This is a genomic window from Streptomyces sp. NPDC054786 (assembly GCF_053611685.1).
In genome coordinates this window covers 79,154-105,200 of sequence record NZ_JBSHAW010000002.1, presented here as the reverse complement: position 1 = coordinate 105,200, position 26,047 = coordinate 79,154, and the positions used below count along the sequence as shown (strand labels likewise).

Sequence of the window (26,047 nt, the reverse complement as noted above, 5' to 3'; positions counted from 1 at the left end):
GACCCCTTACAGCTTCATCAGGCTGGCGTCGTCGACCGAGGCCGTATGACGGGTGCGGAAGATCGACACGATGATCGCCAGACCGACCACGACCTCGGCCGCGGCGACGACCATCGTGAAGAAGGCGATGATCTGGCCGTCCAGATTCCCGTGCATCCGCGAGAAGGTGACGAAGGCGAGATTGCAGGCGTTGAGCATCAGCTCGATGCACATGAACACCACGATGGCGTTCCGCCTGATCAGCACCCCGGCCGCACCGATGGTGAACAACAGGGCGGCGAGATAGAGGTAGTAGACCGGGTTCATTTCTTGGCCCCCTCCTTGCGCTCCTTCGGTGTCACGCCACCGGAGGACGAGGACCGGGGCTCATCGGAACCCCGGCCCAGCCAGTCCTCGGAGCGCTGCTCCAGCGCCTTCAGCTCGGCGAGCGACTCGCCGGACACATCGCGGACCTGGCCGCGCTCCCTCAGCGTCGGGCTGACGGTCAGTTCGGACGTGGTGCCGTCGGGCAGCAGGCCCGGGATGTCGACGGCGTTGTGCCGGGCGTACACCCCCGGGGCGGGCAGCGGCGGCACCTGCTTGCCCTCGCGCACCCGCGCCTCGGACTGCTCACGCTGGGACTTGGCGCGCTCCGTACGCTCCCGGTGGGTCAGCACCATCGCGCCGACGGCCGCCGTGATCAGCAGCGCACCGGTGATTTCGAAGGCGAAGACGTACTTGGTGAAGATGAGCGCGGCCAGGCCCTGCACATTGCCGCCGGCGTTGGCCTCGCCCAGGCCGTTGAACTCCTTGAGCGAGGCATTGCCGATACCGGCGATCAGCAGGATGCCGAAGCCGATGCCCAGTCCGGCGGCGAGCCAGCGCTGGCCCTTGAGCGTCTCCTTGAGGGAGTCCGCCGCGGTGACACCGACCAGCATGACGACGAACAGGAACAGCATCATGATCGCGCCCGTATAGACGACGATCTGGACGACGCCGAGGAAGTACGCGCCGTTGGCGAGGTAGAAGACCGCCAGGACGATCATGGTGCCGGCCAGCGAGAGGGCGCTGTGCACGGCCCGCTTCATCAGGATCGTGCCCAGCGCACCGCTGACGGCGACGATGCCCAGGATCCAGAACTGCACGGCCTCTCCGGTGGAAGCCGCGGCGGCGAGCCCGGTCATGCGGTCGCCTCCTTCCCCTGGGCGTTCCCGTCGGCCTTCTCGCCCTTGGAGGACGCGACCTGACGGACGGCCCCCGGGGCGGCCTCGGTCACCAGGCCCTGGTAGTAGTCCTTCTCCGTCATGCCGGGGTAGATCGCATGCGGCGAGTCGACCATCGTCTCCTCCAGGCCCGCGAGCAGCTCCTCCTTGGTGTAGATGAGCGATTCACGGGACCGGTCGGCGAGTTCGTACTCGTTGGTCATCGTCAGTGCGCGGGTCGGGCAGGCCTCCACGCACAGGCCGCACAGGATGCAGCGCAGGTAATTGATCTGGTAGACGCGGCCGTAGCGCTCGCCCGGGGAGTAGCGCTCCTCGTCGGTGTTGTCCGCGCCCTCGACGTAGATCGCGTCCGCCGGGCAGGCCCAGGCGCACAGCTCGCAGCCGATGCACTTCTCCAGCCCGTCCGGATGGCGGTTGAGCTGATGCCGGCCGTGGAAACGCGGCGCCGTCGGCTTCTTCTCCTCCGGGTACTGCTCGGTCAGCCGCTTCTTGAACATGGCCTTGAAGGTCACGCCGAAGCCGGCCACGGGGTTCTGGAACTCAGGCACCGTCGCCCCCCTTTCCGTCGTTTCCGTTTTCGTCACTGACAGTGTCCGGCCCGCCACTGACAATCAGCTCGCGATCACGGCGCGGCCGGCGTCGTGGCACGGGCGGCAGGCTCTGTCCGGGCAGCGGCGGCACGGGGAAGCCGCCGGCCATCGCGTCGAAGGCCCCGTCGCCGTCCGTCTCCTCCTCCTTCTCACCGCGCCGGAAGAAGTCCACGAGGAGGGAGAGCAGCAGCAGCAGGACGGCGCCGCCGGCGACGTAGAGCACGATCTGGGAGAAGTGGTAGCCCTCGTTCTTCAGCGCCCGGACCGTGGCGACCAGCATCAGCCAGACCAGCGATACCGGGATCAGGACCTTCCAGCCCAGCTTCATGAACTGGTCGTAGCGCACCCGCGGAAGGGTGCCGCGCAGCCAGATGAAGAAGAACAGCAGCAGCTGCACCTTGATCGTGAACCAGAGCAGCGGCCACCAGCCGTGGTTCGCGCCCTCCCAGAACGTGGAGATCGGCCAGGGAGCCTTCCAGCCGCCCAGGAAGAGCGTGATCGCGACCGCCGAGACGGTGACCATGTTGATGTACTCGGCGAGCATGAACATCGCGAACTTGATGGACGAGTACTCGGTGTTGAAGCCGCCGACGAGGTCGCCCTCGGACTCCGGCATGTCGAAGGGCGCACGGTTGGTCTCGCCCACCATCGCGACGATGTAGATGATGAAGGACACCGGCAGCAGCAGGACGTACCACCTGTTCTGCTGCGACTCCACGATGGTCGAGGTCGACATCGACCCGGAGTAGAGGAACACCGCCGCGAACGACATGCCCATCGCGATCTCGTACGAGATCATCTGCGCGCACGAGCGCAGCCCGCCGAGCAGCGGATAGGTCGAGCCGGACGACCAGCCCGCCAGCACGATGCCGTAGATGCCGACCGAGGCCGTGGCCAGGATGTAGAGGATGCCGATCGGCAGGTCGGTCAGCTGCATCGGAGTGCGGACGCCGAAGACCGAGATCTCGTTGCCGGCCGGGCCGAAGGGGATCACCGCGATCGCCATGAAGGCCGGGATGGCCGCCACGACCGGCGCGAGGATGTAGACCACCTTGTCGGCCCGCTTGACGACCAGGTCCTCCTTCAGCATCAGCTTGATGCCGTCGGCGAGGGACTGGAGCATCCCCCAGGGGCCGTGCCGGTTGGGGCCGATGCGCAGCTGCATCCAGGCGACGACCTTGCGTTCCCAGACGATCGAGAACAGCACCGTCAGCATCAGGAACGCGAAGCAGAAGACCGCCTTGATGACGACCAGCCACCACGGGTCGCGGCCGAACATCGACAGATCTTCCTGCGCCAGCGCGCTTCCGGCAGCGGCGAGTTGATCGAGCTGCTGCATCATGCGTCCACCTCCTCGGCCGGCTCCGGGGTGCCCGGGGCGGCGGAGATCTTCACCAGGTCACCGGGTTGCGCCCCGGTGTCGGCGGCGACGCCACCGCCCGTGGAGTTGAGCGGCAGCCACACCACCCGGTCGGGCATCGGGGTGACCTTGAGCGGCAGCTGGACCGAGCCGGCCGGTCCGGTGACCGCCAGCAGATCACCGTCCTTGACCCCGGTCTCCTCCGCGGTGGTCTGCGACAGCCGGGCGAGGGCGGCGTGCCGGGTGCCGGCCAGCGCCTCATCGCCTTCCTGGAGCAGTCCCTGGTCCAGCAGGAGCCGGTGCCCGGCGAGGACGGCCTCGCCGCTGTCGGGCCGGGGCAGCGGCCGCCCGGTCTCCACGGGCTCGCCCGCGTAGGGGCCGTCCCAGCCGCCGAGCCGGTCCAGTTCGCGGCGTACGGAGCGGATGTCCGGCAGCGCCAGATGGACGTCGAGGGCGTCGGCGAGCATGTGCAGGACCCGGGAGTCCGGCAGCAGATGCCGGCGGGTCATCTGGTCCGGCTTGAGGGCGGCCTCGAACAGCCGCGCCCGGCCTTCCCAGTTGAGGAACGTTCCGGCCTTCTCGACCACGGCCGCCACCGGGAAGACCACATCCGCCCGCTCGGTGACCTGCGAGGGCCGCAGCTCCAGGCTGACCAGGAAGCCGACCTCGTCCAGGGCGGTCAGCGCACGGGCCGGGTCCGGCAGGTCCGCCACCTCGACGCCCGCCACGAGCAGCGCGCCGAGCTCACCGGTCGCCGCGGCCTCGATGATCTGGCCGGTGTCCCGGCCGTGCCGGTGCGGCAGCGCGGCCACGCCCCAGGCGGCCGCGATCTCGTCGCGGGCCCGCGGGTCGGTGGCCGGCCGGCCACCGGGCAGCAGACCGGGCAGCGCGCCCGCCTCGACGGCGCCGCGTTCGCCCGCCCGCCGTGGGATCCACACCAGCCGGGCGCCGGTGGCGCGGGCGGTGCGGACGGCGGAGGTCAGTGCGCCGGGCACGGCCGCCAGCCGCTCGCCGACGACGATCACCGCGCCGTCGGCCCGCAGCGCCTCGGCCGCCGCCTGCCCCTCGCCGTCCAGACCGACGCCGCCCGCCAGCGCGTCCAGCCATTCGGTCTCGGTGCCGGGTGCGGACGGCAGCAGCGTGCCGCCGGCCTTGATCAGCCCGCGCGAGGCGTGACCGGCCAGCCCGTAGGTGCGCTGGCCGCTCCTGCGGTGCGCCTTGCGCAGCCGCAGGAAGACGCCGGGCGCCTCCTCCTCCGCCTCGATACCGGCCAGCAGGACGGCCGGCGCGTTCTCCAGCGCGGTGTACGTGACGCCCTCGCCTCCCCCAGACTCCGTCCGGGAGGTGCCCCCAAGATCGCGCCCGCGGCCGGCGACCCGGGACGCCAGGAAGTCGGCCTCCTCGGCGCTGTGCACCCGCGCCCGGAAGTCGATGTCGTTGGTGTTCAGCGCGATCCGGGCGAACTTGGCGTAGGCGTAGGCGTCCTCAACGGTCAGCCGGCCGCCGGTCAGCACACCGGTGCGTCCCCTGGCCGCGGACAGTCCGCGGGCCGCCGCCTCCAGGGCCTCGGGCCAGCTCGCCGGCTCCAGTTCGCCGGACTCCGGGTTGCGCACCAGGGGGTGCTCCAGCCGGTCGCGCTGCTGCGCGTACCGGAAGGCGAACCGCCCCTTGTCGCAGATCCACTCCTCGTTGACCTCGGGGTCGTTCGCCGCCAGCCGCCGCATGACCTTGCCGCGCCGGTGGTCCGTACGGGTCGCACAGCCGCCCGCGCAGTGCTCGCACACCGACGGCGAGGAGACCAGGTCGAAGGGGCGGGAGCGGAAGCGGTACGCGGCGGAGGTGAGCGCGCCGACCGGGCAGATCTGGATGGTGTTGCCGGAGAAGTACGACTCGAAGGGGTCGCCCTCTCCGGTGCCGACCTGCTGGAGGGCGCCGCGCTCGACCAGCTCGATCATCGGGTCGCCGGCGATCTGGTTGCTGAAGCGGGTGCAGCGCGCACACAGCACGCACCGCTCGCGGTCCAGCAGCACCTGCGTGGAGATCGGCACCGGCTTCTCGAAGGTGCGCTTCTTGCCCTCGAAGCGCGAATCCGGATCGCCTACCTGCATCGCCTGGTTCTGCAGCGGGCACTCGCCGCCCTTGTCGCAGACCGGGCAGTCCAGCGGGTGGTTGATCAGCAGCAGCTCCATCACGCCGCGCTGGGCCTTCTCGGCCACCGGCGAGGTGAGCTGCGACTTGACGACCATGCCGTCGGTGCAGGTGATGGTGCAGGAGGCCATCGGCTTGCGCTGGCCCTCGACCTCGACGATGCACTGCCGGCAGGCACCCGCCGGGTCCAGCAGCGGGTGGTCGCAGAACCGCGGGATCTCGATGCCGAGGAGCTCGGCGGCACGGATGACCAGCGTCCCCTTGGGGACGGAGATCTCGATGCCGTCGATCGTCAGGGTGACGAGGTCCTCCGGCGGGATCGCCGCCTCGCCGCCCCCGGAGGGAGCATTTGTCGTGACGGTCATGCCTTCACCCCCAGGTGAGCGTCGTTGTCGGCCCACAGGTTCGATCTGGCCGGGTCGAAGGGGCAGCCCTTGCCGGTGATGTGCTGCTCGTACTCCTCGCGGAAGTACGTGAGCGAGGAGAAGATCGGCGAGGCGGCGCCGTCGCCGAGGGCGCAGAAGGACTTGCCGTTGATGTTGTCGGCGATGTCGTTCAGCTTGTCGAGGTCGTCCATCCGGCCCTTGCCGGCCTCGATGTCGCGCAGCAACTGCACCAGCCAGTACGTCCCTTCGCGGCAGGGCGTGCACTTACCGCAGGACTCGTGGGCGTAGAACTCGGTCCAGCGGGTGACCGCCCGTACGACACAGGTGGTCTCGTCGAAGCACTGCAGCGCCTTGGTGCCGAGCATCGAGCCGGCCGCGCCGACGCCCTCGTAGTCGAGGGGGACGTCGAGGTGCTCGTCGGTGAACATCGGCGTCGAGGAACCGCCCGGCGTCCAGAACTTCAGCCGGTGGCCGCGGCGCATGCCGCCGCTCATGTCCAGCAGCTGGCGCAGGGTGATGCCCAACGGGGCCTCGTACTGGCCCGGGTTGGTCACATGGCCGCTGAGCGAGTAGAGCGTGAAGCCCGGGGACTTCTCGCTGCCCATCGACCTGAACCAGTCCTTGCCCTTGTTCATGATCGCGGGAACCGACGCGATGGACTCGACGTTGTTCACGACGGTGGGGCAGGCGTAGAGGCCCGCCACCGCCGGGAAGGGCGGCCGCAGCCTGGGCTGGCCGCGACGGCCCTCCAGGGAGTCGAGCAGCGCGGTCTCCTCACCGCAGATGTACGCGCCGGCGCCCGCGTGCACGATCACATCGAGGTCGAGGCCCGAGCCCAGGATGTTCTTCCCGAGGTAGCCCGCCGCGTAGGCCTCGCGTACGGCCTCGTGCAGCCGCCGCAGGACGGGCACGACCTCACCGCGCAGATAGATGAAGGCGTGGTTCGAGCGGATCGCATGGCAGGCGATCACGATCCCCTCGATGAGGGAGTGCGGGTTCGCGAAGAGAAGGGGGATGTCCTTGCAGGTCCCGGGCTCCGACTCGTCGGCGTTGACGACCAGGTAGTGCGGTTTGCCGTCGCCCTGCGGGATGAACTGCCACTTCATCCCGGTCGGGAAGCCCGCGCCGCCGCGGCCGCGCAGCCCGGAGTCCTTGACGTAGGCGATGACGTCGTCCGGGGGCATCGCCAGCGCCTTGCGCAGGCCCTCGTAGCCCTCGTGCCGGCGGTAGGTCTCCAGCGTCCAGGGTTCGGGCCGGTCCCAGAAGGCGGACAGGACGGGCGTCAGAAGCTTCTCCGGGTTGGTCTCCCCGCCGGCCTCCGGCCGGGAGGCGCCGCCGTGTTCGGCTGCCACTGTCATCACTCCCCCTCCTCTGCTGTGGGACCGGCCGGGTGCTGCTCGTCCGAGGCCGAGGTCTGCTGCGGTGCGTCGTGGGAGCTGGGGTGTCCCGAGGGCGCCTCGTCGGCGGGGTGGCCGGACGGGGGCTCGTCGGTGGGACCGTCGGTGGTGGCACGCGGCGCGATGACGTGGTCGGCGCCGCGGCCGGGGACGGCTTCGCCCTTGGCGAGCCGCAGCCCGATCAGCGAGGCGGGGCCCGCTCCGCCGGTGGCCTCGACGGCGCCCGGCCGCTCGTCCGGGAATCCGGCGAGCATCCGGGCCGTCTCCTTGAAGGTGCACAGCGGTGCGCCGCGGGTGGGCCGGACGCTCCGGCCGGCCCGCAGGTCGTCGACCAGCTGCCGGGCGGACTGCAGGGTCTGGTTGTCGAAGAACTCCCAGTTGACCATCACGACCGGGGCGAAGTCGCAGGCCGCGTTGCACTCGATGTGTTCGAGGGTGACGGCGCCGTCCTCGGTGGTCTCGCCGTTGCCGACGCCGAGGTGCTCCTTGAGGTCCTCGAAGATGGCGTCGCCGCCCATCACCGCGCACAGCGTGTTGGTGCAGACCCCTACCTGGTAGTCACCGCTCGCCTTGCGGCGGTACATGGAGTAGAAGGTCGAGACCGCGGTGACCTCGGCGGTGGTGAGGTCGAGCAGCTCGGCGCAGAAGCGGATGCCGGTGCGGGTGACATGCCCCTCCTCGGCCTGTACGAGGTGCAGCAGCGGCAGCAGCGCCGAGCGCGCGCCGGGGTAGCGGGCGATCACCTCCTTGGCGTCCGCTTCCAGCCGGGCCCGTACGTCCACCGGATAGTCGGGGGCGGGGAGCGCGGGCATCCCCAGCTGCACGTCATGGTTTGCCGGAGTGGCGTTCACCGGTCGACGCCTCCCATCACGGGGTCGATGGACGCGACGGCGACGATGACGTCGGCGACCTGGCCGCCTTCGCACATCGCCGCCATGGCCTGGAGGTTGGTGAAGGACGGGTCGCGGAAGTGCACCCGGTAAGGACGGGTGCCGCCGTCGCTGACCACATGCACGCCCAGCTCGCCCTTGGGCGACTCGACGGCGGTGTAGGCCTGTCCCGGTGGGACCCGGAAGCCCTCGGTCACCAGCTTGAAGTGGTGGATCAGGGCCTCCATCGAGGTGCCCATGATCTTCTTGATGTGGTCGAGGGAGTTGCCCAGACCGTCCGGCCCCAGGGCCAGCTGGGCGGGCCAGGCGATCTTCTTGTCCGCGACCATGACCGGGCCAGGCTCCAGCCGGTCCAGGCACTGCTCGACGATCCGCAGCGACTGGCGCATCTCCTCCAGCCGGATGAGGAACCGGCCGTAGGAGTCGCAGGTGTCGGCGGTCGGCACCTCGAAGTCGTAGGTCTCGTAACCGCAGTACGGCTGCGTCTTGCGCAGGTCGTGCGGCAGTCCGGCGGCGCGCACGATGGGCCCGGTGGCGCCGGTGGCCATGCAGCCGGCCAGGTCGAGATAGCCGATGCCTTCCATGCGGCCCTTGAAGACCGGGTTGCCGGTGGCGAGCTTGTCGTACTCGCCGATGTTCTTGCGCATCTTCTTCACGAACTCACGCACCTGGTCGACCGCGCCCGGGGGCAGGTCCTGCGCGAGGCCGCCGGGCCGGATGTAGGCGTGGTTCATCCGCAGGCCGGTGATCAGCTCGTAGAGATCGAGGATGAGTTCACGGTCACGGAAGCCGTAAATCATGATCGTGGTGGCGCCCAGCTCCATCCCGCCCGTGGCGATCGCCACGAGGTGGGAGGACATCCGGTTGAGCTCCATCAGCAGCACGCGGATGACGGTGGCCCGGTCGGGGATCTGGTCGGTGATCCCGAGCAGCTTCTCCACGGCCAGGCAGTAGGCCGTCTCGTTGAAGAAGGGGGTGAGGTAATCCATGCGCGTGACGAACGTGGTGCCCTGCGTCCAGGTCCGGTATTCGAGGTTCTTCTCGATGCCGGTGTGCAGATAGCCGATGCCGCAGCGGGCCTCGGTGACGGTCTCGCCGTCGATCTCCAGGATCAGCCGGAGCACGCCGTGGGTGGAGGGGTGCTGCGGCCCCATGTTGACGATGATCCGCTCGTCGTCGGACTTCACCGCGGCGGCCGCGATCTCGTCCCAGTCGCCGCCGGAGACGTTGTAGACGGTGCCCTCGGTGGTCTCCCGGGCCAGGGACTCCGTCGTGTCGAAGTCGCTGGACGTGTGGTGCCCGTTCGAGGAGTGGGAGTGCGGTGCAGTAGTCATCAGCTGTACGACCTCCGCTGGTCGGGAGCCGGAATCTGGGCGCCCTTGTACTCGACGGGGATGCCGCCGAGCGGGTAGTCCTTGCGCTGCGGGAAGCCCTGCCAGTCGTCGGGCATCATGATCCGCGTCAACGCCGGATGGCCGTCGAAAACGATTCCGAAGAAGTCGTAGGTCTCGCGCTCGTGCCAGTCGTTGGTGGGATAGACGTCCACGAGCGAGGGCACGTGCGGGTCGGCGTCCGGGGCGGAGACCTCCAGCCGGATGAGCCGGTTGTGGGTGATCGAGCGCAGGTGGTAGACGGCGTGCAGCTCGCGGCCCTTGTCGCCGGGGAAGTGCACTCCGCTCACGCCCGTACACAGCTCGAAGCGCAGCGCGGGGTCGTCGCGCAGGGTCCTGGCGACCGTCGGCAGATAGCCGCGCTCGATGTGGAAGGTCAGCTCGGCGCGGTCCACGACCGTCTTCTCGATGACGTTCTCGGGGATCAGGCCCTGTTCGTCGAGGGCGCCCTCCAGCTCGTCGGCGATCTCGTCGAACTCCCCGTATCCGCCCTCGCCGCGGGGCCCGCCGTACGGCCGCTGGGTCGCGCCGGGCAGCCGGACGGTCCGTACGAGGCCGCCGTAGCCGCTGGTGTCGCCGCCGTTGTCGGCGCCGAACATCCCGCGGCGGGTGCCGATCACCTCGCCGGTGTCGTCGCGCTGCGCGGGAACGGCGTCCTCCTGGCCGTTCCGGCCGTCCGGCTCGTCGGGACCCTCAGGGTTCTTCTGCTCACTCACCGCAGCAGCCCCTTCATCTCGATCAGCGGGAGCGCCTTGAGCGCCGCTTCCTCCGCCTCACGGGCGGCCTGCTGCTGATTGACCCCGAGCTTGGTGTTCTGGATCTTCTGATGCAGCTTGAGAATGGCGTCCATCAGCATCTCGGGACGCGGCGGGCAGCCCGGCAAATAAATGTCGACGGGAACGATGTGGTCGACGCCCTGCACAATCGCGTAGTTATTGAACATTCCGCCCGATGAGGCGCAAACCCCCATGGAAATCACCCACTTCGGGTCCGGCATCTGGTCATAGACCTGCCGCAGAACGGGCGCCATCTTCTGGCTCACCCGGCCGGCCACGATCATCAGGTCCGCCTGCCGCGGCGAGCCGCGGAAGACCTCCATGCCGAAGCGGGCCAGGTCGTAGCGCCCGGCGCCGGTCGTCATCATCTCGATGGCGCAGCAGGCCAGCCCGAAGGTCGCGGGGAAGACCGATGATTTGCGCACCCAGCCCGCGGCCTGCTCGACAGTGGTCAGCAAAAAGCCGCTCGGCAGCTTCTCTTCAAGTCCCATGTGTGACCCCTAGTCCCATTCCAGGCCGCCACGACGCCAGACATAGGCGTAGGCGACGAAGACGGTGAGCGCGAAGAGGAGCATCTCGACGAGCCCGAAAAGCCCCAGGGCGTCGAAGGTGACGGCCCAGGGATAGAGGAAGACGATCTCGATGTCGAAGACGATGAAGAGCATCGCCGTCAGGTAGTACTTGATCGGGAAGCGACCGCCACCGGACGGGTGTGGCGTCGGCTCGATTCCGCACTCGTACGCCTCGAGCTTGGCCCGGTTGTAGCGCCTGGGCCCGACGAGGGTGGCCATCACGACGGAGAAGATCGCAAAGCCTGCCCCGAGGGCTCCCAGTACGAGGATGGGCGCATAAGCGTTCACCGTCCTCGCTCCCTTCAGTCGACGATGACTGGATGGCGGTCCGCTCGGGCCCTCGGCTGCCCCGTGGAGATCGTGCATATGTGAGGCAGTTCACAAGCCCGAACCGCCAGCATCTTATGCCCGCTGGTCTGTGATCTGCGACACGGGAGCGGACAACGCCTTTGTGATCTCCACCACCCGGCGAAGGATCATGAAGTCGGATGAGCGGTGATCTTCATACGTGAAGCGCGCGAGTGATCACGAGAGGTGACATTCGCATGGGTTACCGCTGGTCAGAGCGGGGTCGCCTCTATCAAGTGGGCCCCGCCGCGAGCAAATTGGTGCTGGACGCGGCCAACTGTTATATGGGGACGGCCCGTAGGCGTGATCCGCCCGTGACCCGACCGTGATCATCGGTGCGTGCTTCGATTCACGAGCGCCACGGCCGACGTCAGGTCACAGGAACATAACGGACACTCAAGAGTGACCTATCCCACGCTATTTCCAGCACTAAGTCCTTGACGCACGGGAAGCCTTGGCGTGGCGGATGGGGAAGTGATAGGCGCTCGCCGCCCCCGCATCGAGCAGCAAATGCCATGCGTAGGAACATGATCGCGAAATTCGGACATCCCGCCGCCGGCTCGGCGCGGGACCAAAAGTCCGCTTTATTCGCCGCGTACACGTCAAGTGTGGCGCACTGCACCTTTCTTGGCAGCAACCTGTGGGGCCTGATAGCCGTTGTTGCCATGTCCCCGAACGCACTCATACCCAGCCACCGGAAGCCCCGCCGTTCCGCGTCCTCGCGGGCCCTGCGTGCGGGCGTGACCGGTGGCTTCCTCACCCTCGCGGTGACCGGCGCCACCGTCCCGGCCAACGCCGCGCAGAAGCCCGTCTCCGAAACCCAGGAGATGCCGACGATCACGACGGCGCTGGCCACCAGCGCCGCGAAGAGCGCCGACACTGCCGAGCAGGTCGCGTTCAACTACGAGCGTCAGGCCCTCCAGGACAGCGCCTTCTCCAAGGCCGCCAAGGCCGCCGAGAAGCACAAGGCCGAGGCCGTGAAGAAGGCCAAGGCCGAGGCGAAGAAGAAGGCCGAGGAAGCCCGCAAGGCCAAGGAGGCCGCGCAGGCCCGTGCCTCGCGCTCCTCCGAGCGTTCGACCCTGTCCGCCCCGTCGTCGTCCTCCGCCACCGGCAGCTCCGCCACCCTGGTCTCGTTCCTGAAGGCGCAGCTCGGCAAGGCCTACGTGCTGGGCTCCAGCGGCCCCTCGTCGTACGACTGCTCCGGCCTGACCCAGGCCGCGTTCCACCAGATCGGCATCGACCTGCCGCGGGTGTCGCAGGACCAGTCCACCGCCGGCACCCAGGTCGGCCTGGACAACCTCCAGGTCGGCGACATCCTGTACTGGGGCAGCTCGGGCAGCGCCTACCACGTCGGCGTCTACGTCGGTGGCGGCAAGTTCATCGGCGCCCAGAACTCGAGCACCGGCATCGTCGAGCGCCCGCTCAGCTACGACATGCCGACCGGCGCGGTGCGCGTCCTCTAGGACCGCCGCACCCTCCGTGCCACACGAGGACCGTCTCTCCCGCCGCTCGGGAGGGACGGTCCTTCGGCATGCGGACGTCCGGGCCGTCCGCGTCACCGACGGCCGTGTCACCGACGGCGGCCCGCCGGACGCACCGATGGGCCGCCGACGGCTCTTCCGGGCCCATCACGGGCATCACGCGCTTCTACGGGCCAACAGGGCCACAACGGCCGCCGCAGGGCCTTCGGTCGTCACTGCACTGACGGATCCCGGCCGGAGAATGTGACGGGGCGGCCCGGGGATTTTCCCGAGCCGCCACCGGGGCCCCACCGGGCCCCTCGCCGGAGCCGGCCGCAGGCTTCCCGCCCGGTGCCGGTGCCACGCGTCAGGCCTTCGGCGCGACCTTGCTCAGACCGTTGATGATCCGGTCCATCGCGTCGCCGCCCGTGGGGTCGGTGAGGTTGGCGAGCATCTTGAGGGTGAAGCGCATCAGCAGCGGGTGGGTCAGACCGCGCTGAGTGGCGATCTTCATGACCTTGGGGTTGCCGATGAGCTTCACGAAGGCGCGGCCGAGGGAGTAGTAGCCGCCGTAGGTGTCCTTGAGGATCTTCGGGTAGCGCTGCAGGGCCAGTTCGCGCTGCGCGTAAGTGGCGCGGGCGTGCGCCTGCACGATGACCTCGGCGGCGATCGCGCCGGACTCCATGGCGTAGGCGATGCCCTCGCCGTTGAACGGGTTGACCAGCCCGCCCGCGTCACCGACCAGCAGCAGGCCCCTGGTGTAATGCGGCTGGCGGTTGAGGGCCATGGGGAGCGCGGCGCCGCGGATCGGGCCGGTCATGTTCTCCGGTGTGTAGCCCCAGTCGGCGGGCATCGAGGCACACCAGGCCTTGAGGATCTCGCGCCAGTCCAGCTCCCGGAAGGCGGAGCTGGAGTTGAGGATGCCGAGGCCGACGTTGCTCGTACCGTCGCCCATGCCGAAGATCCAGCCGTAGCCGGGCAGCAGCCGGTCCTCGGCGCCGCGGCGGTCCCACAGTTCGAGCCAGGACTCCAGGTAGTCGTCGTCATGGCGGGGCGAGGTGAAGTACGTACGGACGGCCACGCCCATGGGGCGGTCCTCGCGGCGGTGCAGGCCCATGGCCAGCGAGAGCCGGGTGGAGTTGCCGTCGGCGGCGACCACGAGCGGGGCGTGGAAGGTGACCGGGGTCTTCTCCTCACCGAGCTTGGCGTGGACGCCGGTGATGTGGCCGGTCAGCTCGTTGACGATCGGCGCACCCACATTGCAGCGCTCGTGGAGCCGCGCACCGGCCTTCTGCGCCTGCCGGGCCAGCTGCTCGTCGAAGTCATCGCGCTTACGGACCAGCCCGTAGTCGGGGTACGAGGCCAGCTCCGGCCAGTCGAGCTGGAGGCGGGAGCCGCCGCCGATGATCCGCAGGCCCTTGTTGCGCAGCCAGCCCGCTTCTTCGGAGATGTCGATGCCCATCGCGACCAGCTGCTTGGTGGCGCGCGGGGTCAGCCCGTCGCCGCAGACCTTCTCGCGCGGGAACGCGGTCTTCTCCAGAAGGAGCACATCCAGACCGGACTTGGCGAGGTGATAGGCGGTCGCCGAGCCGGCGGGCCCGGCACCGACGACGATCACATCCGCGCTGTGCTCAGAGCGGGCTGTGGTCACGGACTCGGTCACGGACTCGGTCACGGCGCTGTCTCCCGGAAGTCGATATCTGGATATCAGGGTGCCGACCGGCACTGGGCACGTCAGTCTATGGGGGCCGTGATGATCAGAACCTGAAGGGTTGTGCCGTGAAGTCTGTGAACACACCGCCCGTGAACCGGCCGCTCCCCGCGGTCGAGCTGCGCGTGCCCACCGAGGAGGACGCGATGAACTGGCACCGGGTCTTCAACGACCCGGACGTCATGGAATTCCACGGCGGCGCAGCGGCCGAACCCTCCGAGTACGAGGAGCTCACCGCACGCCAGCGCAGGCACCACGCGGAGCTGGGCTTCTGCTTGTACACGCTGGTCGATCCGGCGGACGGCGCGGTCATCGGCTTCACCGGCGCCCAGCCGTGGCCGTGGGACTGGGGCCCGGCGGGCGAGATCGAGATCGGCTGGCGGCTCGGTCGCGCCTACTGGGGCAAGGGCTACGCCACGGCCGCGGCGCAGGCGGCACTGGCGTCCGTACGCGCGGCCGGCGTCCGTCATGTGGTCGCCATGGTGGATGCGCGCAACGAGCGGTCGCTCGCGGTGGCCCGGCGGCTGGGGATGCGGCTCGCGGAGACGCTGATCACGCCGAAGGGCAAGCGGACCGCCTGCTGCCACCGGCTGGATGTCTGAGCGTCCCGCGGAACGAAGGAGCCGGCGCGCTGAGCATCGCGCGCCGGCCGCTCATGCGGGTCAGCCCTCGGCCGGCTTGCGCCCCCGGTGCAGCGCGACGATGCCGCCGGTCAGATTGCGCCAGGCCACCTCGGTCCAGCCCACGCCCTGCAGCCGGGCGGCGAGTTCGGGCTGGTTCGGCCAGGTGCGGATGGACTCGGCGAGATAGACATAGGCGTCCGGGTTGCTGCTGACCGCGCGGGCGACCGACGGCAGCGCACGCATCAGGTACTCGGTGTAGACGGTCCGGAACGGCGCCCAGGTCGGCTCGCTGAACTCGCAGATCACGACCCGGCCGCCGGGCTTGGTCACCCGGTACAGCTCGGCCAGCGCGGCGTCGGTGTCCTGGATGTTGCGCAGCCCGAAGGAGATGGTCACGGCGTCGAACACCCCGTCGGCGAACGGCAGCCGGGTGCCGTCACCGGCCGTGAACGGCAGCCACGGATGGCGCTTCTTGCCCTCCCCCAGCATGCCGACGGAGAAGTCGCACGGCACGACGTAGGCACCGGTGCGTGCGAACGGCAGCGAGGAGGTGCCCGTACCGGCCGCGAGGTCGAGCACCCGCTCGGCGGGCCGGGCGGCCACCGCGCGGTCCACCTCCTTGCGCCACAACCGCGCCTGCCCCAGGGAGAGCACGTCGTTGGTGAGGTCGTACCGCGCCGCCACGTCGTCGAACATCGCGGCGACTTCGTGCGGCTGCTTGTCCAGGGATGCTCGGGTCACCCGGCCATTGTCCACCGTGCCGGGGCCGGCGCCCGCACCGGGCACGGCCGGAGCGCCGGGTGGCGTGGTCCGTGGCGGTGTCAGCGGCGGCGGAAGACGAGGCGGCCGTGGAGTGCGGTGGCCAGGCAGCTGCCGTCCTCGGCGAAGACGGCGAAGTGGGCGACGCCGCCGGCCACCAGGGCACGCGGGATACGCCTGTCCAGCTCCTGCAGGCCGGAGCGCTCCACGGCCGTACGGACCGCGGGGCGGTGGAACGGCCCGGTCAGCGCCGTGGTCCCGATGGCCATCAGGCGTTGCAGTCCGCGCCGGGCACTCGCGCCCCAGCGGGCCTCGGTCATGTCGAGGGCGGCGAGCGCCTCGCCGGTGACCGGCTCGCTGCCGAGGGCGTCCGCCTCGCGCGGGTCGGGGTGGTAGGCGGCCTCCAGCAGGGCGGCGCCCTCCGGTTCGTAGCGGCCGGGCGTCAGCATGCCGTCCCACTCCCGGACCCGGGCCCGTGCGCCGTACTCAGCGAACAGCTCGTCGAACGGTCCGACGGCGGCGAAGCGGTCGCCCGTGACGACGACCGCGTGCCCGGCGTCGTCCGGACGGTCGTCGTCCGGACGGTCCACGACCGGGCGGACCGCACGCACCCGGTGAATCGTCAGCACCGCAGGCTCAGTTGGCCTCGACGAGCTTCAGCTCCGGATGCGCCGTGCCGCCGTCGATCGCCGTCGACGACAGATGCGAGACGACCTTGTCGTCGACCGGGTCGTCGGCCGGGTCGTCGTGCACGACGAGGTGCTCGTAGGTGGTGGCGCGCTGCGCCGGCACCCGGCCCGCCTTGCGGATCAGGTCGATGATCTCCATCCGGTTGGAGCGGTGCTTGGCACCGGCCGAGGAGACCACGTTCTCCTCCAGCATGATCGAGCCGAGGTCGTCCGCGCCGTAGTGCAGCGACAGCTGGCCGACCTCCTTGCCGGTGGTCAGCCAGGAGCCCTGGATGTGCGCGACATTGTCGAAGAAGATCCGGGCGATGGCGATCATGCGCAGGTACTCGAAGAGGGTGGCCTGCGTCTGGCCCTTCAGGTGGTTGTTCTCCGGCTGGTAGGTGTACGGGATGAAGGCGCGGAAGCCGCCCGTACGGTCCTGGACGTCGCGGATCATCCGCAGATGTTCCATCCGCTCGGCATTGGTCTCGCCGGTGCCCATCAGCATCGTGGAGGTCGACTCCACACCGAGCCGGTGGGCCGCCTCCATGATCTCCAGCCAGCGCTCGCCGGACTCCTTCAGGGGCGCGATGGCCTTACGGGGGCGGGCGGGGAGGAGTTCGGCGCCGGCGCCCGCGAAGGAGTCCAGGCCTGCGGCGTGGATGCGCGAGATGGCCTCCTCGACCGACACCTTCGAGATCCGGGCCATGTGCTCGATCTCGGACGCGCCGAGGGAGTGGATGACCAGCTGCGGGAACGCCTTCTTGATGGCGGAGAAGTGCTCTTCGTAGTACTCGACGCCGTAGTCCGGGTGGTGGCCGCCCTGGAACATGATCTGGGTGCCGCCCAGTTCGACGGTCTCCGCGCAGCGGCGCAGGATGTCGTCGAGGTCGCGGGTCCAGCCCTTGGCGGTGTCCTTGGGCGCGGCGTAGAAGGCGCAGAACTTGCAGGCCGTCACGCACACATTGGTGTAGTTGATGTTGCGCTCGATGATGTACGTCGCGATGTGCTCGGTGCCGGCGTAGCGGCGGCGGCGCACGGCGTCGGCGGCCTGGCCCAGCGCATGCAGCGGAGCGGAGCGGTACAGGTCGAGCGCTTCCTCCGGCGTGATGCGGCCGCCCTGCGCGGCGCGGTCGAGTACGGACTGGAGGTCGGCGTTCTCGGTCACCGGGCGTCCCTTTCGCAGGCGGGCATCACGAACTGAACCAGCGTACGTCAGGGGGCCGACAGCCTCGCCGCCGGTCAGCCGGCGCTGTCCGCCGACGCCCGGTCAGCGGCCGGACAGCGCCTGTCCGGCGCCGCGTCCCCGCGCCCCGTCAGCGCTTCGTCAAGGTCGCCTTCGGCGTGCCGCCCGCGTCGTCCTGCGAGGCGAAGCCGAGCGTGCCGTCCTTGCCGAGCGTGTACGTCACACGGGACTTGTTGCCCGTGCAGCCGGGCCCCTGCTTGCCGTCCGGCCGCTCCATCAGCACCAGCCTCGTCTTCGTGGCCGACTCCAGCTTCGCCTTGGCCTGGCACTTCACCAGCACCGCGTCGTAGGTGGTGTGGATGACGTAGTCGCCCTTGCCGCCGGGCTCGACGACGCTGGTGATCGTGCCGTTGGGGATGCCGTGCACCGTCGTGACGCTGCCCGTCCAGGTGCCGAGGAAAGCCTTGGTCACCGTGGCGGGCCCGGCACCCTCGTCCCCCGGGCCGGTGGGCCGGGCCGTCGGGGTGCGGTCGGCCGGCGGCCTGGCGCCGGCCTGCGGCCCGCCGTCCGTGTCACCGCCCGTGCCCGGCATCAGACGGAAGACGAACCCGGCCGTCGTCGCGACGGCGAGCGCACCGGCCACCGACAGCACCAGCGTGCAGCTCATCCGCCGCGGCCGGTCCTTGCCGCCGACCGCGCCGGACAGCGCGATCCGCCGCTCCTTCGGGGCGGCCGGCGGCGCCCCGGTCGGCAGGTCGGCGAGCCCGGGGGCGGCCGGCGGACGGTCCGGACCGGTAGCCGCGGGGTGGCCGCTGCCGGCGGTCGCGGGAGGGCCACTGCCGGCCGTCGCGGGGTGACCGTGGCCGGCCGTCGCGGCGGACGGCACCCCGCCGGCCACCGGCCAGGCCGTCGGCCGCGGCGCGGGGCCGGGCGGCTGACCGGGGAGGCCGGGCAGGCCGGAGGTGCCCGACGGCGGTCCGGGCGGCCCGGCCTGGAGCGCGCTGTCGAACGGCACCAGCCCGGACGCCGCCCCGTAGGAGGGATCCGGCGGCCCGAACGCCCCGCCGGGCGACACGCCCGCCGGACCGGCGCCCGTCCCCGTCCCGGCCGGAGCCCCAGCCTCCGTCTCCTCCCCCGCCTCCAGATTCAGCAGTTCCACCGCCTGCCGGCTGACCCGCTCGACCAGCGGAGCGGGCAGCCACCCGGCCCGCACCAGCCCCGCCGCGCCCCCGCTGCCCTCCCCCGCGAGACGGGCCGCCAACGCCTCAGGGGCGGGACGGTCCGCGGGGTTCTTGGCGAGAGCGCCGGCCACCAACTCCCGTAGTTCACCGGCGAGCGGGGAAGCCAGCTCGGGCTCCTCGTGCACGACCTTGTAGAGCAGCGTGGCGGACGAATCACCCGAGAACGGACTGACGCCGGTCGCCGCAAAAGCCAGCACCGCACCGAGCGAGAAGACATCGGCCGCGCCCGCCGCCCCCTTGCCCAGGATCTGCTCGGGCGCCATATAGCCGGGCGACCCCACCGAGACCCCGGTCGAGGTCAGCGACGCGGTGCCCTCCGTGGCCCGCGCGATCCCGAAGTCGATCAGCAGCGGCCCGTCCAGCGTCAGCAGCACATTGGACGGCTTGACGTCCCGGTGCACCAGCCCCAGCGCATGCACCGCGGCCAGCGCCTCGGCCAGCCCGGCGCCCAGCGCCCGTACGGAGTGCTCGGCCAGCGGCCCGAGATCGGCGACGGCCTGCGCGAGCGAGGGGCCCGCGGCATAGCCCGTGGCGATCCAGGGGACGGCCGCGTCCGGGTCGGCGTCCAGCACCGGCGCGGTCCAGGCGCCGCCCACCCGCCGCGCCGACTCGATCTCCCGCCGGAACCGCGCACGGAACTGGTCGTCCGCGGCGAAGTGCGCATGGACGACCTTCACGGCGACGGTACGCCCGCCCGCGCTGCGCCCGAGATAGACCCGGCCCATCCCGCCCGCGCCGAGCCGGCCCAGCAGCCGGTACCCGCCCAGGACCCGTGGATCATCCGCCGTCAACGACTCCATGGCGCCTCCCCCTCGATACGGCGCACCCAGCTTATGACCCGCGCCCCGCCGGGCTCCCGGAACTCCGCACCCGGCCGACGGCACCGGGCGACCGCTCCGGCCGACGGCACCGGGCGACCGCTCCGGCCGACGGCACCGGGCGACCGCTCCGGCCGACGGCACCGGGCGACCGCTCCGGGCGACCGCTCCGGGCGACGGCACCGGGCGACGGCACCGGCCGGGCGTGCCCGCGCCGCCCGGCCTTCCCCCCGTCCACCTGCCGGCTAGCCGCCCGGCCGCTCCAGCAGCGCCACCTTCACATCGGCCGGGAACCCGGTCGTCGGCCCGACCCGCCGGGCGAATTCCGTGACGCCGCCCAGCTGCTCGGGCCCGAAGCGGAAGTCGAGCGTGGTGAAGTACCGCTCCAGGACCGGCTCGTCGAAGGTCTCCCAGCGGGCCGCCTGCTCGGCGACCTTGGCGACCTCCTCCAGCGACAGATCGCGCGAGGCGAGGAACGCCTCGTGCACCTTCTGCACCACCTCCGGCTCGCGCTCCAGGTAGTCGCGCCGGGCCGCCCAGACGGCGAAGACGAACGGCAGGCCCGTCCACTCCTTCCACATCTGGCCGAGGTCGTGCACCTCCAGGCCCAGCCGCGGCCCGTCGTGCAGATTGGCGCGCAGCGCGGCGTCACCGATCAGCACCGCCGCGTCCGCCTCCTGCATCATCAGGCCGAGGTCCGGGGGGCACGTGTAGTAGTCCGGCCGCACGCCGATCTTCTCGGCCAGCAGCAGCTGGGCCAGCCGTACGGACGTACGCGAGGTGGAGCCGAGGGCGACCCGGGCACCGTCGAGCTGGTCCAGCGGCTTCTGCGAGACGATCACGCAGGACATCACCGGGCCGTCGCAGCCGACGGCCAGGTCGGGGAAGGCGACGAGGTCGTCGGCGGCGCGCAGGAATTCGACGAGGGTGATCGGCGCGATGTCGAGCTCCCCGCGGACCAGCTGCTCGCTGAGCTTCTCCGGCGTGTCCTTGGTGAGGTCCAGATCGAGCAGGGTGCCCGTACGGGCGAGGCCCCAGTAAAGGGGCAGGCAGTTCAGGAACTGGATGTGGCCCACTCGCGGCCGGCTGCGACGGCGGCCGGCGTCGGCTCCCGCGGGTGTGTCTCCGAAGGTTGAATTGTCCACATGCGGAGGCTAGACCTGTCTCCCATGGGGCAGCGCGGCGGGGCGGCGTATGGACGTTAGTGCGGTCGGTTAAACGTGATCTTTGGCTCTTCCGCCTCAGGAGCAGCACATGCTACGCTCAGCGCAAGTTGCAGTTTGGTTTCCCTTGCAGTACAGAGCCTGCGGAGCATGTGACCCCGCAGGCTCTTGTAGTTTCAGACTTCTTTGCAGGTTCTGGAGCAGGGCAACCCTTTGGCCCAAGGAGGGCTTATGGCTACCGGAACCGTCAAGTGGTTCAACGCTGAAAAGGGCTTCGGCTTCATCGCCCAGGACGGCGGCGGCCCGGATGTCTTCGTCCACTACTCGGCGATCAACGCCTCTGGTTTCCGCTCCCTGGAGGAGAACCAGCAGGTGAACTTCGACGTTACGCAGGGCCCGAAGGGTCCGCAGGCGGAGAACGTTACGCCGGTCTAAGTTGCCCGGCCCGGAATAATTCCAGGTCGCACCAAAGCAGTACCCAAGGAGCCCTGCTCCGCCACTCCGGTGGCGAGCGGGGCTCCTGCCTTTTGTTTGCCCGGGGCGAATGGCAACTGCATGAACATTCACCTTCAAGCGCCCGACACACCCGAATGGCGGGCGCAATGCGGAATTGCCGGGGCATTGAGCGCGCAGGTCCGCGTGTCATCGTGACGCCGGGCGGGCGGGCCGGCGAGCACCGGAATACCGGCTCGGCGCGCCCGTGCGAGCCCGCTGCCCGGCGCCCCGGCCCGTACGGCCTGCGCCCAGGGCTGCTTCACCGCGGCGCTCGCCGCGGAAGCTGCCGGACCGCGATCGGGAGAGCCGACACCCGAGGCCGGACTCTGCCTGCCCTGCCGGGTTGACGTTCGTGACGAAGTGATCACGGAAAGTGCTCACATGGCAACATGGCGCGGCCTATCTTGGGCAAGATGAGCGAGGACATGCCCCCACAGAAGCCCTGCCCCGACTGTGGCGGCAGAGGCACCGTGGAGTGGGAGACGCCGATGGGCGACAAGGTCACCACACAGTGCTCCGGTTGCGGTGGCACCGGCACCGTCCTGGCGTAGAGGAGGCGAAGGCAGGCATGGCGGCCTTCAACAGGAACGGCAAGCCGGTCGGCCTGGACGCGCAGTACGTGGGCCGGCTGCCGTGCTCCACCTGCGGCATACGGTCGATGAAACTGCCCGGCCGACAGGGCGGGTTGTGCATCCCGTGTTACGCGGACGAGTGCACCACCGCGGGGCGCCGGGCGGCGACGGCCGGGGCGTGGGTGGCGGCCAGTTTTGTGGGCGACCCGTGCCTTGCGTGCGGGTCGCGGTCCGTTGACGCCAACGGGTGGGCGTTCTGGTGCAATTCGTGCGAGATGCAGACGGCTGTGGCCCTGCCCCCGCAGTGAGTTGCCTCGAAGCGGGCTGCGCGGGCAGGGTGGGCGACGTCGTTGCGCCGGGCGTCAGTTGATGAGCGAGTCGGCCTTCAGGGCCGTGATGAACCCGCACCAGGCGCCGGCGGGAATCAGCAGGGCCGGGCCGTGGGGAACCGCCTTGGAGTCCCGGACGGGGACGAGACCGGGGACGTGGTCGGCGACCTCGACGCAGTTACCGCCGTCGCCATTGCTGTGACTGCTCTTGCGCCAGTCGGCGGCGCTCAAGTCAATGTCGTTGCTTGCCATTTCGGAAGTCCTCAGCAGCCTCTTCGATCCGGTCGAGGGACGCCTCCGGCGGCAGTGCGGCGGCCCTGAGCCGATCGTATGCCTTGCGGTACTGCTTCACGAGGGCCGGATCGTCGATGGCTTGGCCGTGGTAAGGCCCCTCCGTGTACATCAGTGGCGGCTCGTCGTCGAACTCCATGAACGTGAGCGACAGCCCCATGAAGGGCCGTGTCGGTGCATTCCACGGCAGGACCTGTGGAGAAATACGGCGGCAGCGCCCCAAGGCGGCGATCTGGGCGAGCTGTTCGGCCATCTCGGACCTCGACAGGAGTGGTTCCGGATCCTGCACCAGAGACTCGTGGAGGATCACCCAGTACTCCGGTTTCTTCAAGTCGTCGAAGAGCCTGGCTCGCCTCAATCGAGCGAGGATCTTGGCCTCGGTCTCCTCGGGGAGGTCGAGCGGATGCGTGGAGTGGATAACCGCCCGCGCGTACGCCTCGGTCTGGAGCAGCCCAGGAATGAGGGCGTTACTCCACTCTTCGATACCCCGGGCCCGCGTCTCCGCCTCCACGATCGGCGCGAAGTACTCGGCATGTGCACCCCGCCGCGCCTTCCGCACATCCTCACACCGCCGCTCGAAGAACCCATCGGTCTCCAGCACCCGGTCCACATGGCGGGCCAGCTCCAGGGGCATGCGTCGCGTCCCGCGCTCGATTTCGCTCAGGTAGCTCTGCGCGAAGAAGCTGCCCTCAACGGTCTCCTGGAGAGTGCGGCCGGCTGCTTCCCGCTTCCAGCGCAACTCTGCGCCGTAAAAGGCGGGGACGCCCATCGATCCGTCAACGTCTTTGCGTGCAGGCATGGTTCACCGTTCCACGATCCGCGAGGTGGAGTCCGATCCCCTTCCACGCTACGCCGAGTGACGTCACGCTGTGAGCACTTCGTCACCATGCGCACAGGAAGGCGTACGCCCATGCCCAGCCCCCTTCACCACGACGACGTGCACGACTGCACCGAGCTGCTGCGTAGCGCGCTCCAGGACAACGGGATCACGCTGCCGTCCCTCGGGGTCGATCTGCCGGGGTTCGCCGGCAGTTATGCGGTCCCGCTCGTCGCGCTCGGTAACTGCAATACGGCCACCGCCCGCAAGCTGGCCGAAGTGCTCCGTAAGGCGGCCGCGCGGTGAGTACGTCGTCCGGGCCGCTCACGCTGGAGCTGCTCGCCTTACCCAAGGAAGTGCCCGTGCTCCGGCGCACCGTGCGCGAGCACCTGGGCGGCCCGTGCGAGGAGGTCCAGCTCTGCGTCAGCGAAATACTCGGCAATGTGATCCGGCACGTCGGGGAGGGCACCCCCGTCGTCGTCCACATCAGCGGCATGGCCGGCGGCCGGACCCGGGTGGAGGTCACCGACCCCGACCCGCGGGCGCTGCCCGTACTGCTGCGGGCCACCGGCGACGACGAGCGCGGGCGGGGCATGGCGCTGCTCGATGCCGTCTCGCTGCGGTGGGGCGTGGTGCTGCGGGGAGGCGACCGCAAGACCGTCTGGTGCGAGATCGCCGGGACGTAGCACCGCGACCACGCACGTCAAACCCCGTGCCACCTCCCCCACAGAGGTGACACGGGGTTCCAGTCTGACGCGCCGAGGGCTCCGGCTCCAGAGCTGGGGTCACCTGCTTTCGTAAAGGCCCGCTATGTCCTTGGCGAAGTCGCGGACGACGGCGGCCCGGCGGAGCTTGAGGGACGGGGTCAGATGTCCGGTTTCCTCGGTGAAGTCCACCGGGAGGACGGCGAAGCGGCGGATGGACTCGGCGCGGGAGACCAGTTCGTTGGCGTCGTCGACGGCGCGCTGGAGGTCGGCGAGCAGGCGTTCGTCGTGGGCCAGCCGCTCCAGCGGCAGATTCTGCTTCTTGTTCATCTGGCACCAGTGGGCGAGGCCGTCCGGCTCCAGGGTGATCAGGGCGGTGATGTAGGGGCGGTTGTCGCCGACGACCAGGCACTGGCCGACGAGGGGGTGGGAGCGGAGGCGGTCCTCCAGGGGGGCGGGGGCGACGTTCTTGCCGCCCGTGGTCACGAGGATCTCCTTCTTGCGGCCGGTGATCGTGAGGTAGCCGTCCGCGTCCAGCGCACCGAGGTCGCCGGTGGCGAGCCAGCCCTGCTCGGTGACGGGACGGGCCGCGCCGAGGGCCGCGTCCCAGTAGCCGGAGAAGACATGGCCGCCCTGGACCAGGATCTCCCCGTCGTCGGCGATGCGTACGGCGCTGCCGGGCAGCGGCCAGCCGACCGTGCCGATACGGGGGCGCAGGGGTGGGGTGACGGTCGTCGCGGCCGTCGTCTCCGTGAGGCCGTAGCCCTCGAAGATCTCGATGCCGGCGCCCGTGTAGAAGGCGGCGAGGCGGTGGCCGAGGGGCGAGCCGCCGCTGAGGATGTAGCGGACCTTGCCGCCGAGGGCGGCGCGGATGCGGCGGTAGACGAGCGGGTCGTAGAACTTGCGGGCGGCCTTGAGGGCGACGCCGGGGCCGGAGCCCGTCCCGTGCTCCTTGGCTTCCACCGCCTCGCCGTAGGAGCGGGCGATGCGGGCCGCGCGGTCGAAGGAGGCGGCGCGGCCCATCTTCTCCGCGGTGGCGCGGCCGGTGTTGTAGACCTTCTCCAGGACGTACGGGATGCCGAGGAGGAACGTCGGCCGGAAGCCCGCCAGGTCGGCGAGCAGGTCGTCGGTCTGGATGCTGGGGGCGTGGCCGAGGCGGACCCGGGCGCGCAGACAGCCGACGGCGACCATCCGGCCGAAGACGTGCGAGAGGGGCAGGAAGAGGAGGGTGGAGGCGGGCTCCTCGCTGACCGACTTGAAGACGGGGTGGAGGAGTTCGATGGAGTTGTCGACCTCGGCGAAGAAGTTGGCGTGGGTGAGGGCGCAGCCCTTGGGGCGGCCGGTGGTGCCGGAGGTGTAGATGAGGGTGGCGAGGTCGTAGGGGCCCGTGGCGGCACGGCGCTCTTCCACCACCGAGTCCGGCAAGCCGCGGCCTTCGGCGACGAGTTGGGAGATGGCGCCGGTGTTGAACTGCCAGAGGTGATCAAGGCCGGGGAGTTCGCCGCGCAGGCCGCTGATCAGGCGGGTCTCCTCGACGTTCTCCACGACGCAGGCGCGGGCGCGGGAGTCGTGCAGGATCCACTGCGCCTGGCGGGCGGAGGACGTGGGGTAGATCGGGACGGTGACCAGGCCGGCCGCCCAGGCGGCGAAGTCGATGAGGGTCCACTCGTAGGTCGTACGGGCCATGATCGCGAGCCGGTCGCCGGGGCGGAGGCCGCACGCGATCAGGCCCTTGGCGACCGCGCGTACCTCGACGGCGAACTCCGCCGCGGTGATGTCGCGCCAGGTGCCGCTGGGTTGCTTACGTGCCAGGACGACCTCGGCGGGGGCCTCGGCGGCATTGAGGAAGGGGATGTCGCCGAGCGAACCGCTGTGTACGGGCGGGGCCATCGGGGGGACGTAGACCTCGCGGACGGCGCCGCCCACCAGGGTCTTCTGTGGCTCTACGAGGGCGGGGGCGGGGTGCGGGGCGGAGCCGGCGGGGGCGTCGGCCGGGCCGGCGGGTGAGGCGGTGGCTGCACTTTCCTGGTTGGACACGAGCGGGTCCTCGTTTCTCCTGTGGAGTGCGGGGAGGGGACGGGGGTGCGGGTGGGGAGGGGACCGGGGGTGCGGGTGGGGAGGGGACCGGGGGTGCGGGTGTGGGTGCGGGG

At 70.2% G+C, this 26,047-nt stretch carries 26 protein-coding genes; 6 read left to right on the top strand and 20 right to left on the bottom strand.

The features are described 5' to 3' along the window. Positions 1-6: 6 nt before the first annotated feature. Genes nuoK through ACWGI6_RS02740 form a run of 11 tightly spaced genes read right to left on the bottom strand, consistent with a single transcriptional unit; the run spans position 7 to position 11,000 of the window. A complete protein-coding gene (gene nuoK, locus ACWGI6_RS02790; protein WP_018090964.1) occupies positions 7-306 on the bottom strand; it encodes an NADH-quinone oxidoreductase subunit NuoK in 300 nt (99 codons plus the stop codon). Beyond that, a complete protein-coding gene (locus ACWGI6_RS02785) occupies positions 303-1,163 on the bottom strand; it encodes an NADH-quinone oxidoreductase subunit J (protein WP_453265824.1) in 861 nt (286 codons plus the stop codon). The genes nuoK and ACWGI6_RS02785 overlap by 4 nt, the downstream gene beginning before the upstream one ends. Further along, entirely contained in the window at positions 1,160-1,750 is a 591-nt protein-coding gene (nuoI, locus tag ACWGI6_RS02780; protein WP_393906434.1) for an NADH-quinone oxidoreductase subunit NuoI, read from the bottom strand. The genes ACWGI6_RS02785 and nuoI overlap by 4 nt, the downstream gene beginning before the upstream one ends. Next, entirely contained in the window at positions 1,743-3,131 is a 1,389-nt protein-coding gene (nuoH, locus tag ACWGI6_RS02775; protein WP_393906527.1) for an NADH-quinone oxidoreductase subunit NuoH, read from the bottom strand. The genes nuoI and nuoH overlap by 8 nt, the downstream gene beginning before the upstream one ends. Beyond that, positions 3,131-5,665, bottom strand: a complete 2,535-nt coding sequence (locus ACWGI6_RS02770) for an NADH-quinone oxidoreductase subunit G (RefSeq protein WP_453265823.1) — start codon at positions 5,663-5,665, stop codon at positions 3,131-3,133. The genes nuoH and ACWGI6_RS02770 overlap by 1 nt, the downstream gene beginning before the upstream one ends. After that, on the bottom strand, positions 5,662-7,044 hold the full coding sequence (gene nuoF, locus ACWGI6_RS02765; RefSeq protein WP_453265822.1) for an NADH-quinone oxidoreductase subunit NuoF: 1,383 nt from the start codon (positions 7,042-7,044) through the stop codon (positions 5,662-5,664). Before nuoF ends, ACWGI6_RS02770 begins: the two co-directional genes overlap by 4 nt. Next, positions 7,044-7,895: an NADH-quinone oxidoreductase subunit NuoE gene (gene nuoE, locus ACWGI6_RS02760; RefSeq protein WP_393906528.1), complete on the bottom strand. Its 852-nt coding sequence runs from the start codon at positions 7,893-7,895 to the stop codon at positions 7,044-7,046. Before nuoE ends, nuoF begins: the two co-directional genes overlap by 1 nt. A gap of 35 nt (positions 7,896-7,930) precedes the next feature. After that, the gene (locus ACWGI6_RS02755; protein WP_453265821.1) at positions 7,931-9,307 is read right to left on the bottom strand and encodes an NADH-quinone oxidoreductase subunit D; all 1,377 of its coding nucleotides are present in this window, start codon (positions 9,305-9,307) and stop codon (positions 7,931-7,933) included. After that, positions 9,307-10,080, bottom strand: coding sequence for an NADH-quinone oxidoreductase subunit C (locus tag ACWGI6_RS02750; RefSeq protein ID WP_453265820.1), 774 nt, complete (start codon positions 10,078-10,080; stop codon positions 9,307-9,309). The genes ACWGI6_RS02755 and ACWGI6_RS02750 overlap by 1 nt, the downstream gene beginning before the upstream one ends. Continuing rightward, positions 10,077-10,631 (bottom strand): NuoB/complex I 20 kDa subunit family protein, encoded by a 555-nt coding sequence (locus ACWGI6_RS02745; protein WP_030074638.1) that lies wholly within the window; start codon positions 10,629-10,631, stop codon positions 10,077-10,079. Before ACWGI6_RS02745 ends, ACWGI6_RS02750 begins: the two co-directional genes overlap by 4 nt. 9 nt (positions 10,632-10,640) lie before the next feature. Beyond that, positions 10,641-11,000, bottom strand: coding sequence for an NADH-quinone oxidoreductase subunit A (locus ACWGI6_RS02740; protein WP_006604811.1), 360 nt, complete (start codon positions 10,998-11,000; stop codon positions 10,641-10,643). 725 nt (positions 11,001-11,725) lie between these two features. On the opposite strand from ACWGI6_RS02740, the gene ACWGI6_RS02735 reads away from it, so the two are divergent. Next, a complete protein-coding gene (locus ACWGI6_RS02735; RefSeq protein ID WP_453265819.1) occupies positions 11,726-12,523 on the top strand; it encodes a C40 family peptidase in 798 nt (265 codons plus the stop codon). Between the two features lie 364 nt (positions 12,524-12,887). On the opposite strand, the gene ACWGI6_RS02730 is transcribed toward ACWGI6_RS02735, so the two are convergent. Further along, positions 12,888-14,171: a geranylgeranyl reductase family protein gene (locus tag ACWGI6_RS02730; protein WP_453265933.1), complete on the bottom strand. Its 1,284-nt coding sequence runs from the start codon at positions 14,169-14,171 to the stop codon at positions 12,888-12,890. 152 nt (positions 14,172-14,323) lie between these two features. Here ACWGI6_RS02730 and ACWGI6_RS02725 point away from each other — a divergent pair, with 152 nt between their 5' ends. Beyond that, a complete protein-coding gene (locus tag ACWGI6_RS02725) occupies positions 14,324-14,833 on the top strand; it encodes a GNAT family N-acetyltransferase (RefSeq protein WP_453265818.1) in 510 nt (169 codons plus the stop codon). 60 nt (positions 14,834-14,893) lie between these two features. Here the strand turns inward: ACWGI6_RS02725 and ACWGI6_RS02720 are convergent, their stop codons facing one another. From ACWGI6_RS02720 to ACWGI6_RS02700, 5 genes are all read right to left on the bottom strand, one after another. Next, positions 14,894-15,595: a demethylmenaquinone methyltransferase gene (locus tag ACWGI6_RS02720; RefSeq protein ID WP_453265817.1), complete on the bottom strand. Its 702-nt coding sequence runs from the start codon at positions 15,593-15,595 to the stop codon at positions 14,894-14,896. A gap of 80 nt (positions 15,596-15,675) precedes the next feature. Continuing rightward, entirely contained in the window at positions 15,676-16,242 is a 567-nt protein-coding gene (locus ACWGI6_RS02715) for a hypothetical protein (RefSeq protein WP_453265816.1), read from the bottom strand. A 7-nt stretch (positions 16,243-16,249) separates the two neighbouring features. After that, the gene (gene mqnC / locus ACWGI6_RS02710) at positions 16,250-17,449 is read right to left on the bottom strand and encodes a cyclic dehypoxanthinyl futalosine synthase (protein WP_453265815.1); all 1,200 of its coding nucleotides are present in this window, start codon (positions 17,447-17,449) and stop codon (positions 16,250-16,252) included. A 148-nt stretch (positions 17,450-17,597) separates the two neighbouring features. Continuing rightward, positions 17,598-19,508, bottom strand: coding sequence for a protein kinase domain-containing protein (locus tag ACWGI6_RS02705; RefSeq protein ID WP_453265814.1), 1,911 nt, complete (start codon positions 19,506-19,508; stop codon positions 17,598-17,600). A 263-nt stretch (positions 19,509-19,771) separates the two neighbouring features. Then, complete coding sequence (locus ACWGI6_RS02700; protein WP_453265932.1) at positions 19,772-20,602, bottom strand: menaquinone biosynthetic enzyme MqnA/MqnD family protein; 831 nt, start codon at positions 20,600-20,602, stop codon at positions 19,772-19,774. A 318-nt stretch (positions 20,603-20,920) separates the two neighbouring features. Between ACWGI6_RS02700 and ACWGI6_RS02695 the strand changes: the two genes are divergently transcribed. After that, positions 20,921-21,124, top strand: a complete 204-nt coding sequence (locus tag ACWGI6_RS02695) for a cold-shock protein (RefSeq protein WP_003984261.1) — start codon at positions 20,921-20,923, stop codon at positions 21,122-21,124. Between the two features lie 473 nt (positions 21,125-21,597). Further along, complete coding sequence (locus tag ACWGI6_RS02690; protein ID WP_393906447.1) at positions 21,598-21,735, top strand: hypothetical protein; 138 nt, start codon at positions 21,598-21,600, stop codon at positions 21,733-21,735. A gap of 383 nt (positions 21,736-22,118) precedes the next feature. Here the strand turns inward: ACWGI6_RS02690 and ACWGI6_RS02685 are convergent, their stop codons facing one another. Further along, positions 22,119-22,337, bottom strand: coding sequence for a DUF397 domain-containing protein (locus ACWGI6_RS02685; RefSeq protein ID WP_453265813.1), 219 nt, complete (start codon positions 22,335-22,337; stop codon positions 22,119-22,121). After that, entirely contained in the window at positions 22,318-23,175 is an 858-nt protein-coding gene (locus ACWGI6_RS02680; RefSeq protein ID WP_453265812.1) for a helix-turn-helix domain-containing protein, read from the bottom strand. Before ACWGI6_RS02680 ends, ACWGI6_RS02685 begins: the two co-directional genes overlap by 20 nt. Positions 23,176-23,286: 111 nt before the next feature. On the opposite strand from ACWGI6_RS02680, the gene ACWGI6_RS02675 reads away from it, so the two are divergent. Together ACWGI6_RS02675 and ACWGI6_RS02670 are read left to right on the top strand one after the other, a co-directional pair. Continuing rightward, complete coding sequence (locus tag ACWGI6_RS02675; RefSeq protein ID WP_453265811.1) at positions 23,287-23,499, top strand: hypothetical protein; 213 nt, start codon at positions 23,287-23,289, stop codon at positions 23,497-23,499. Beyond that, a complete protein-coding gene (locus tag ACWGI6_RS02670; RefSeq protein ID WP_453265810.1) occupies positions 23,496-23,879 on the top strand; it encodes an ATP-binding protein in 384 nt (127 codons plus the stop codon). Before ACWGI6_RS02675 ends, ACWGI6_RS02670 begins: the two co-directional genes overlap by 4 nt. A gap of 99 nt (positions 23,880-23,978) precedes the next feature. Here the strand turns inward: ACWGI6_RS02670 and ACWGI6_RS02665 are convergent, their stop codons facing one another. Beyond that, a complete protein-coding gene (locus ACWGI6_RS02665; protein WP_453265809.1) occupies positions 23,979-25,934 on the bottom strand; it encodes an AMP-dependent synthetase/ligase in 1,956 nt (651 codons plus the stop codon). Between the last annotated feature and the right edge of the window lie 113 nt (positions 25,935-26,047).

What these genes read in the sequence shown, in the direction of transcription:
- nuoK (WP_018090964.1), bottom strand. Translation starts at nt 306, where the DNA reads ATGAACCCGGTCTACTACCTCTATCTCGCCGCCCTGTTGTTCACCATC.
- ACWGI6_RS02785 (WP_453265824.1), bottom strand. Translation starts at nt 1,163, where the DNA reads ATGACCGGGCTCGCCGCCGCGGCTTCCACCGGAGAGGCCGTGCAGTTC.
- nuoH (WP_393906527.1), bottom strand. Translation starts at nt 3,131, where the DNA reads ATGCAGCAGCTCGATCAACTCGCCGCTGCCGGAAGCGCGCTGGCGCAG.
- ACWGI6_RS02770 (WP_453265823.1), bottom strand. Translation starts at nt 5,665, where the DNA reads ATGACCGTCACGACAAATGCTCCCTCCGGGGGCGGCGAGGCGGCGATC.
- nuoF (WP_453265822.1), bottom strand. Translation starts at nt 7,044, where the DNA reads ATGACAGTGGCAGCCGAACACGGCGGCGCCTCCCGGCCGGAGGCCGGC.
- nuoE (WP_393906528.1), bottom strand. Translation starts at nt 7,895, where the DNA reads ATGCCCGCGCTCCCCGCCCCCGACTATCCGGTGGACGTACGGGCCCGG.
- ACWGI6_RS02755 (WP_453265821.1), bottom strand. Translation starts at nt 9,307, where the DNA reads ATGACTACTGCACCGCACTCCCACTCCTCGAACGGGCACCACACGTCC.
- ACWGI6_RS02745 (WP_030074638.1), bottom strand. Translation starts at nt 10,631, where the DNA reads ATGGGACTTGAAGAGAAGCTGCCGAGCGGCTTTTTGCTGACCACTGTC.
- ACWGI6_RS02735 (WP_453265819.1), top strand. Translation starts at nt 11,726, where the DNA reads ATGTCCCCGAACGCACTCATACCCAGCCACCGGAAGCCCCGCCGTTCC.
- ACWGI6_RS02705 (WP_453265814.1), bottom strand. Translation starts at nt 19,508, where the DNA reads ATGGAGTCGTTGACGGCGGATGATCCACGGGTCCTGGGCGGGTACCGG.
- ACWGI6_RS02695 (WP_003984261.1), top strand. Translation starts at nt 20,921, where the DNA reads ATGGCTACCGGAACCGTCAAGTGGTTCAACGCTGAAAAGGGCTTCGGC.
- ACWGI6_RS02690 (WP_393906447.1), top strand. Translation starts at nt 21,598, where the DNA reads ATGAGCGAGGACATGCCCCCACAGAAGCCCTGCCCCGACTGTGGCGGC.
- ACWGI6_RS02685 (WP_453265813.1), bottom strand. Translation starts at nt 22,337, where the DNA reads ATGGCAAGCAACGACATTGACTTGAGCGCCGCCGACTGGCGCAAGAGC.
- ACWGI6_RS02680 (WP_453265812.1), bottom strand. Translation starts at nt 23,175, where the DNA reads ATGCCTGCACGCAAAGACGTTGACGGATCGATGGGCGTCCCCGCCTTT.
- ACWGI6_RS02675 (WP_453265811.1), top strand. Translation starts at nt 23,287, where the DNA reads ATGCCCAGCCCCCTTCACCACGACGACGTGCACGACTGCACCGAGCTG.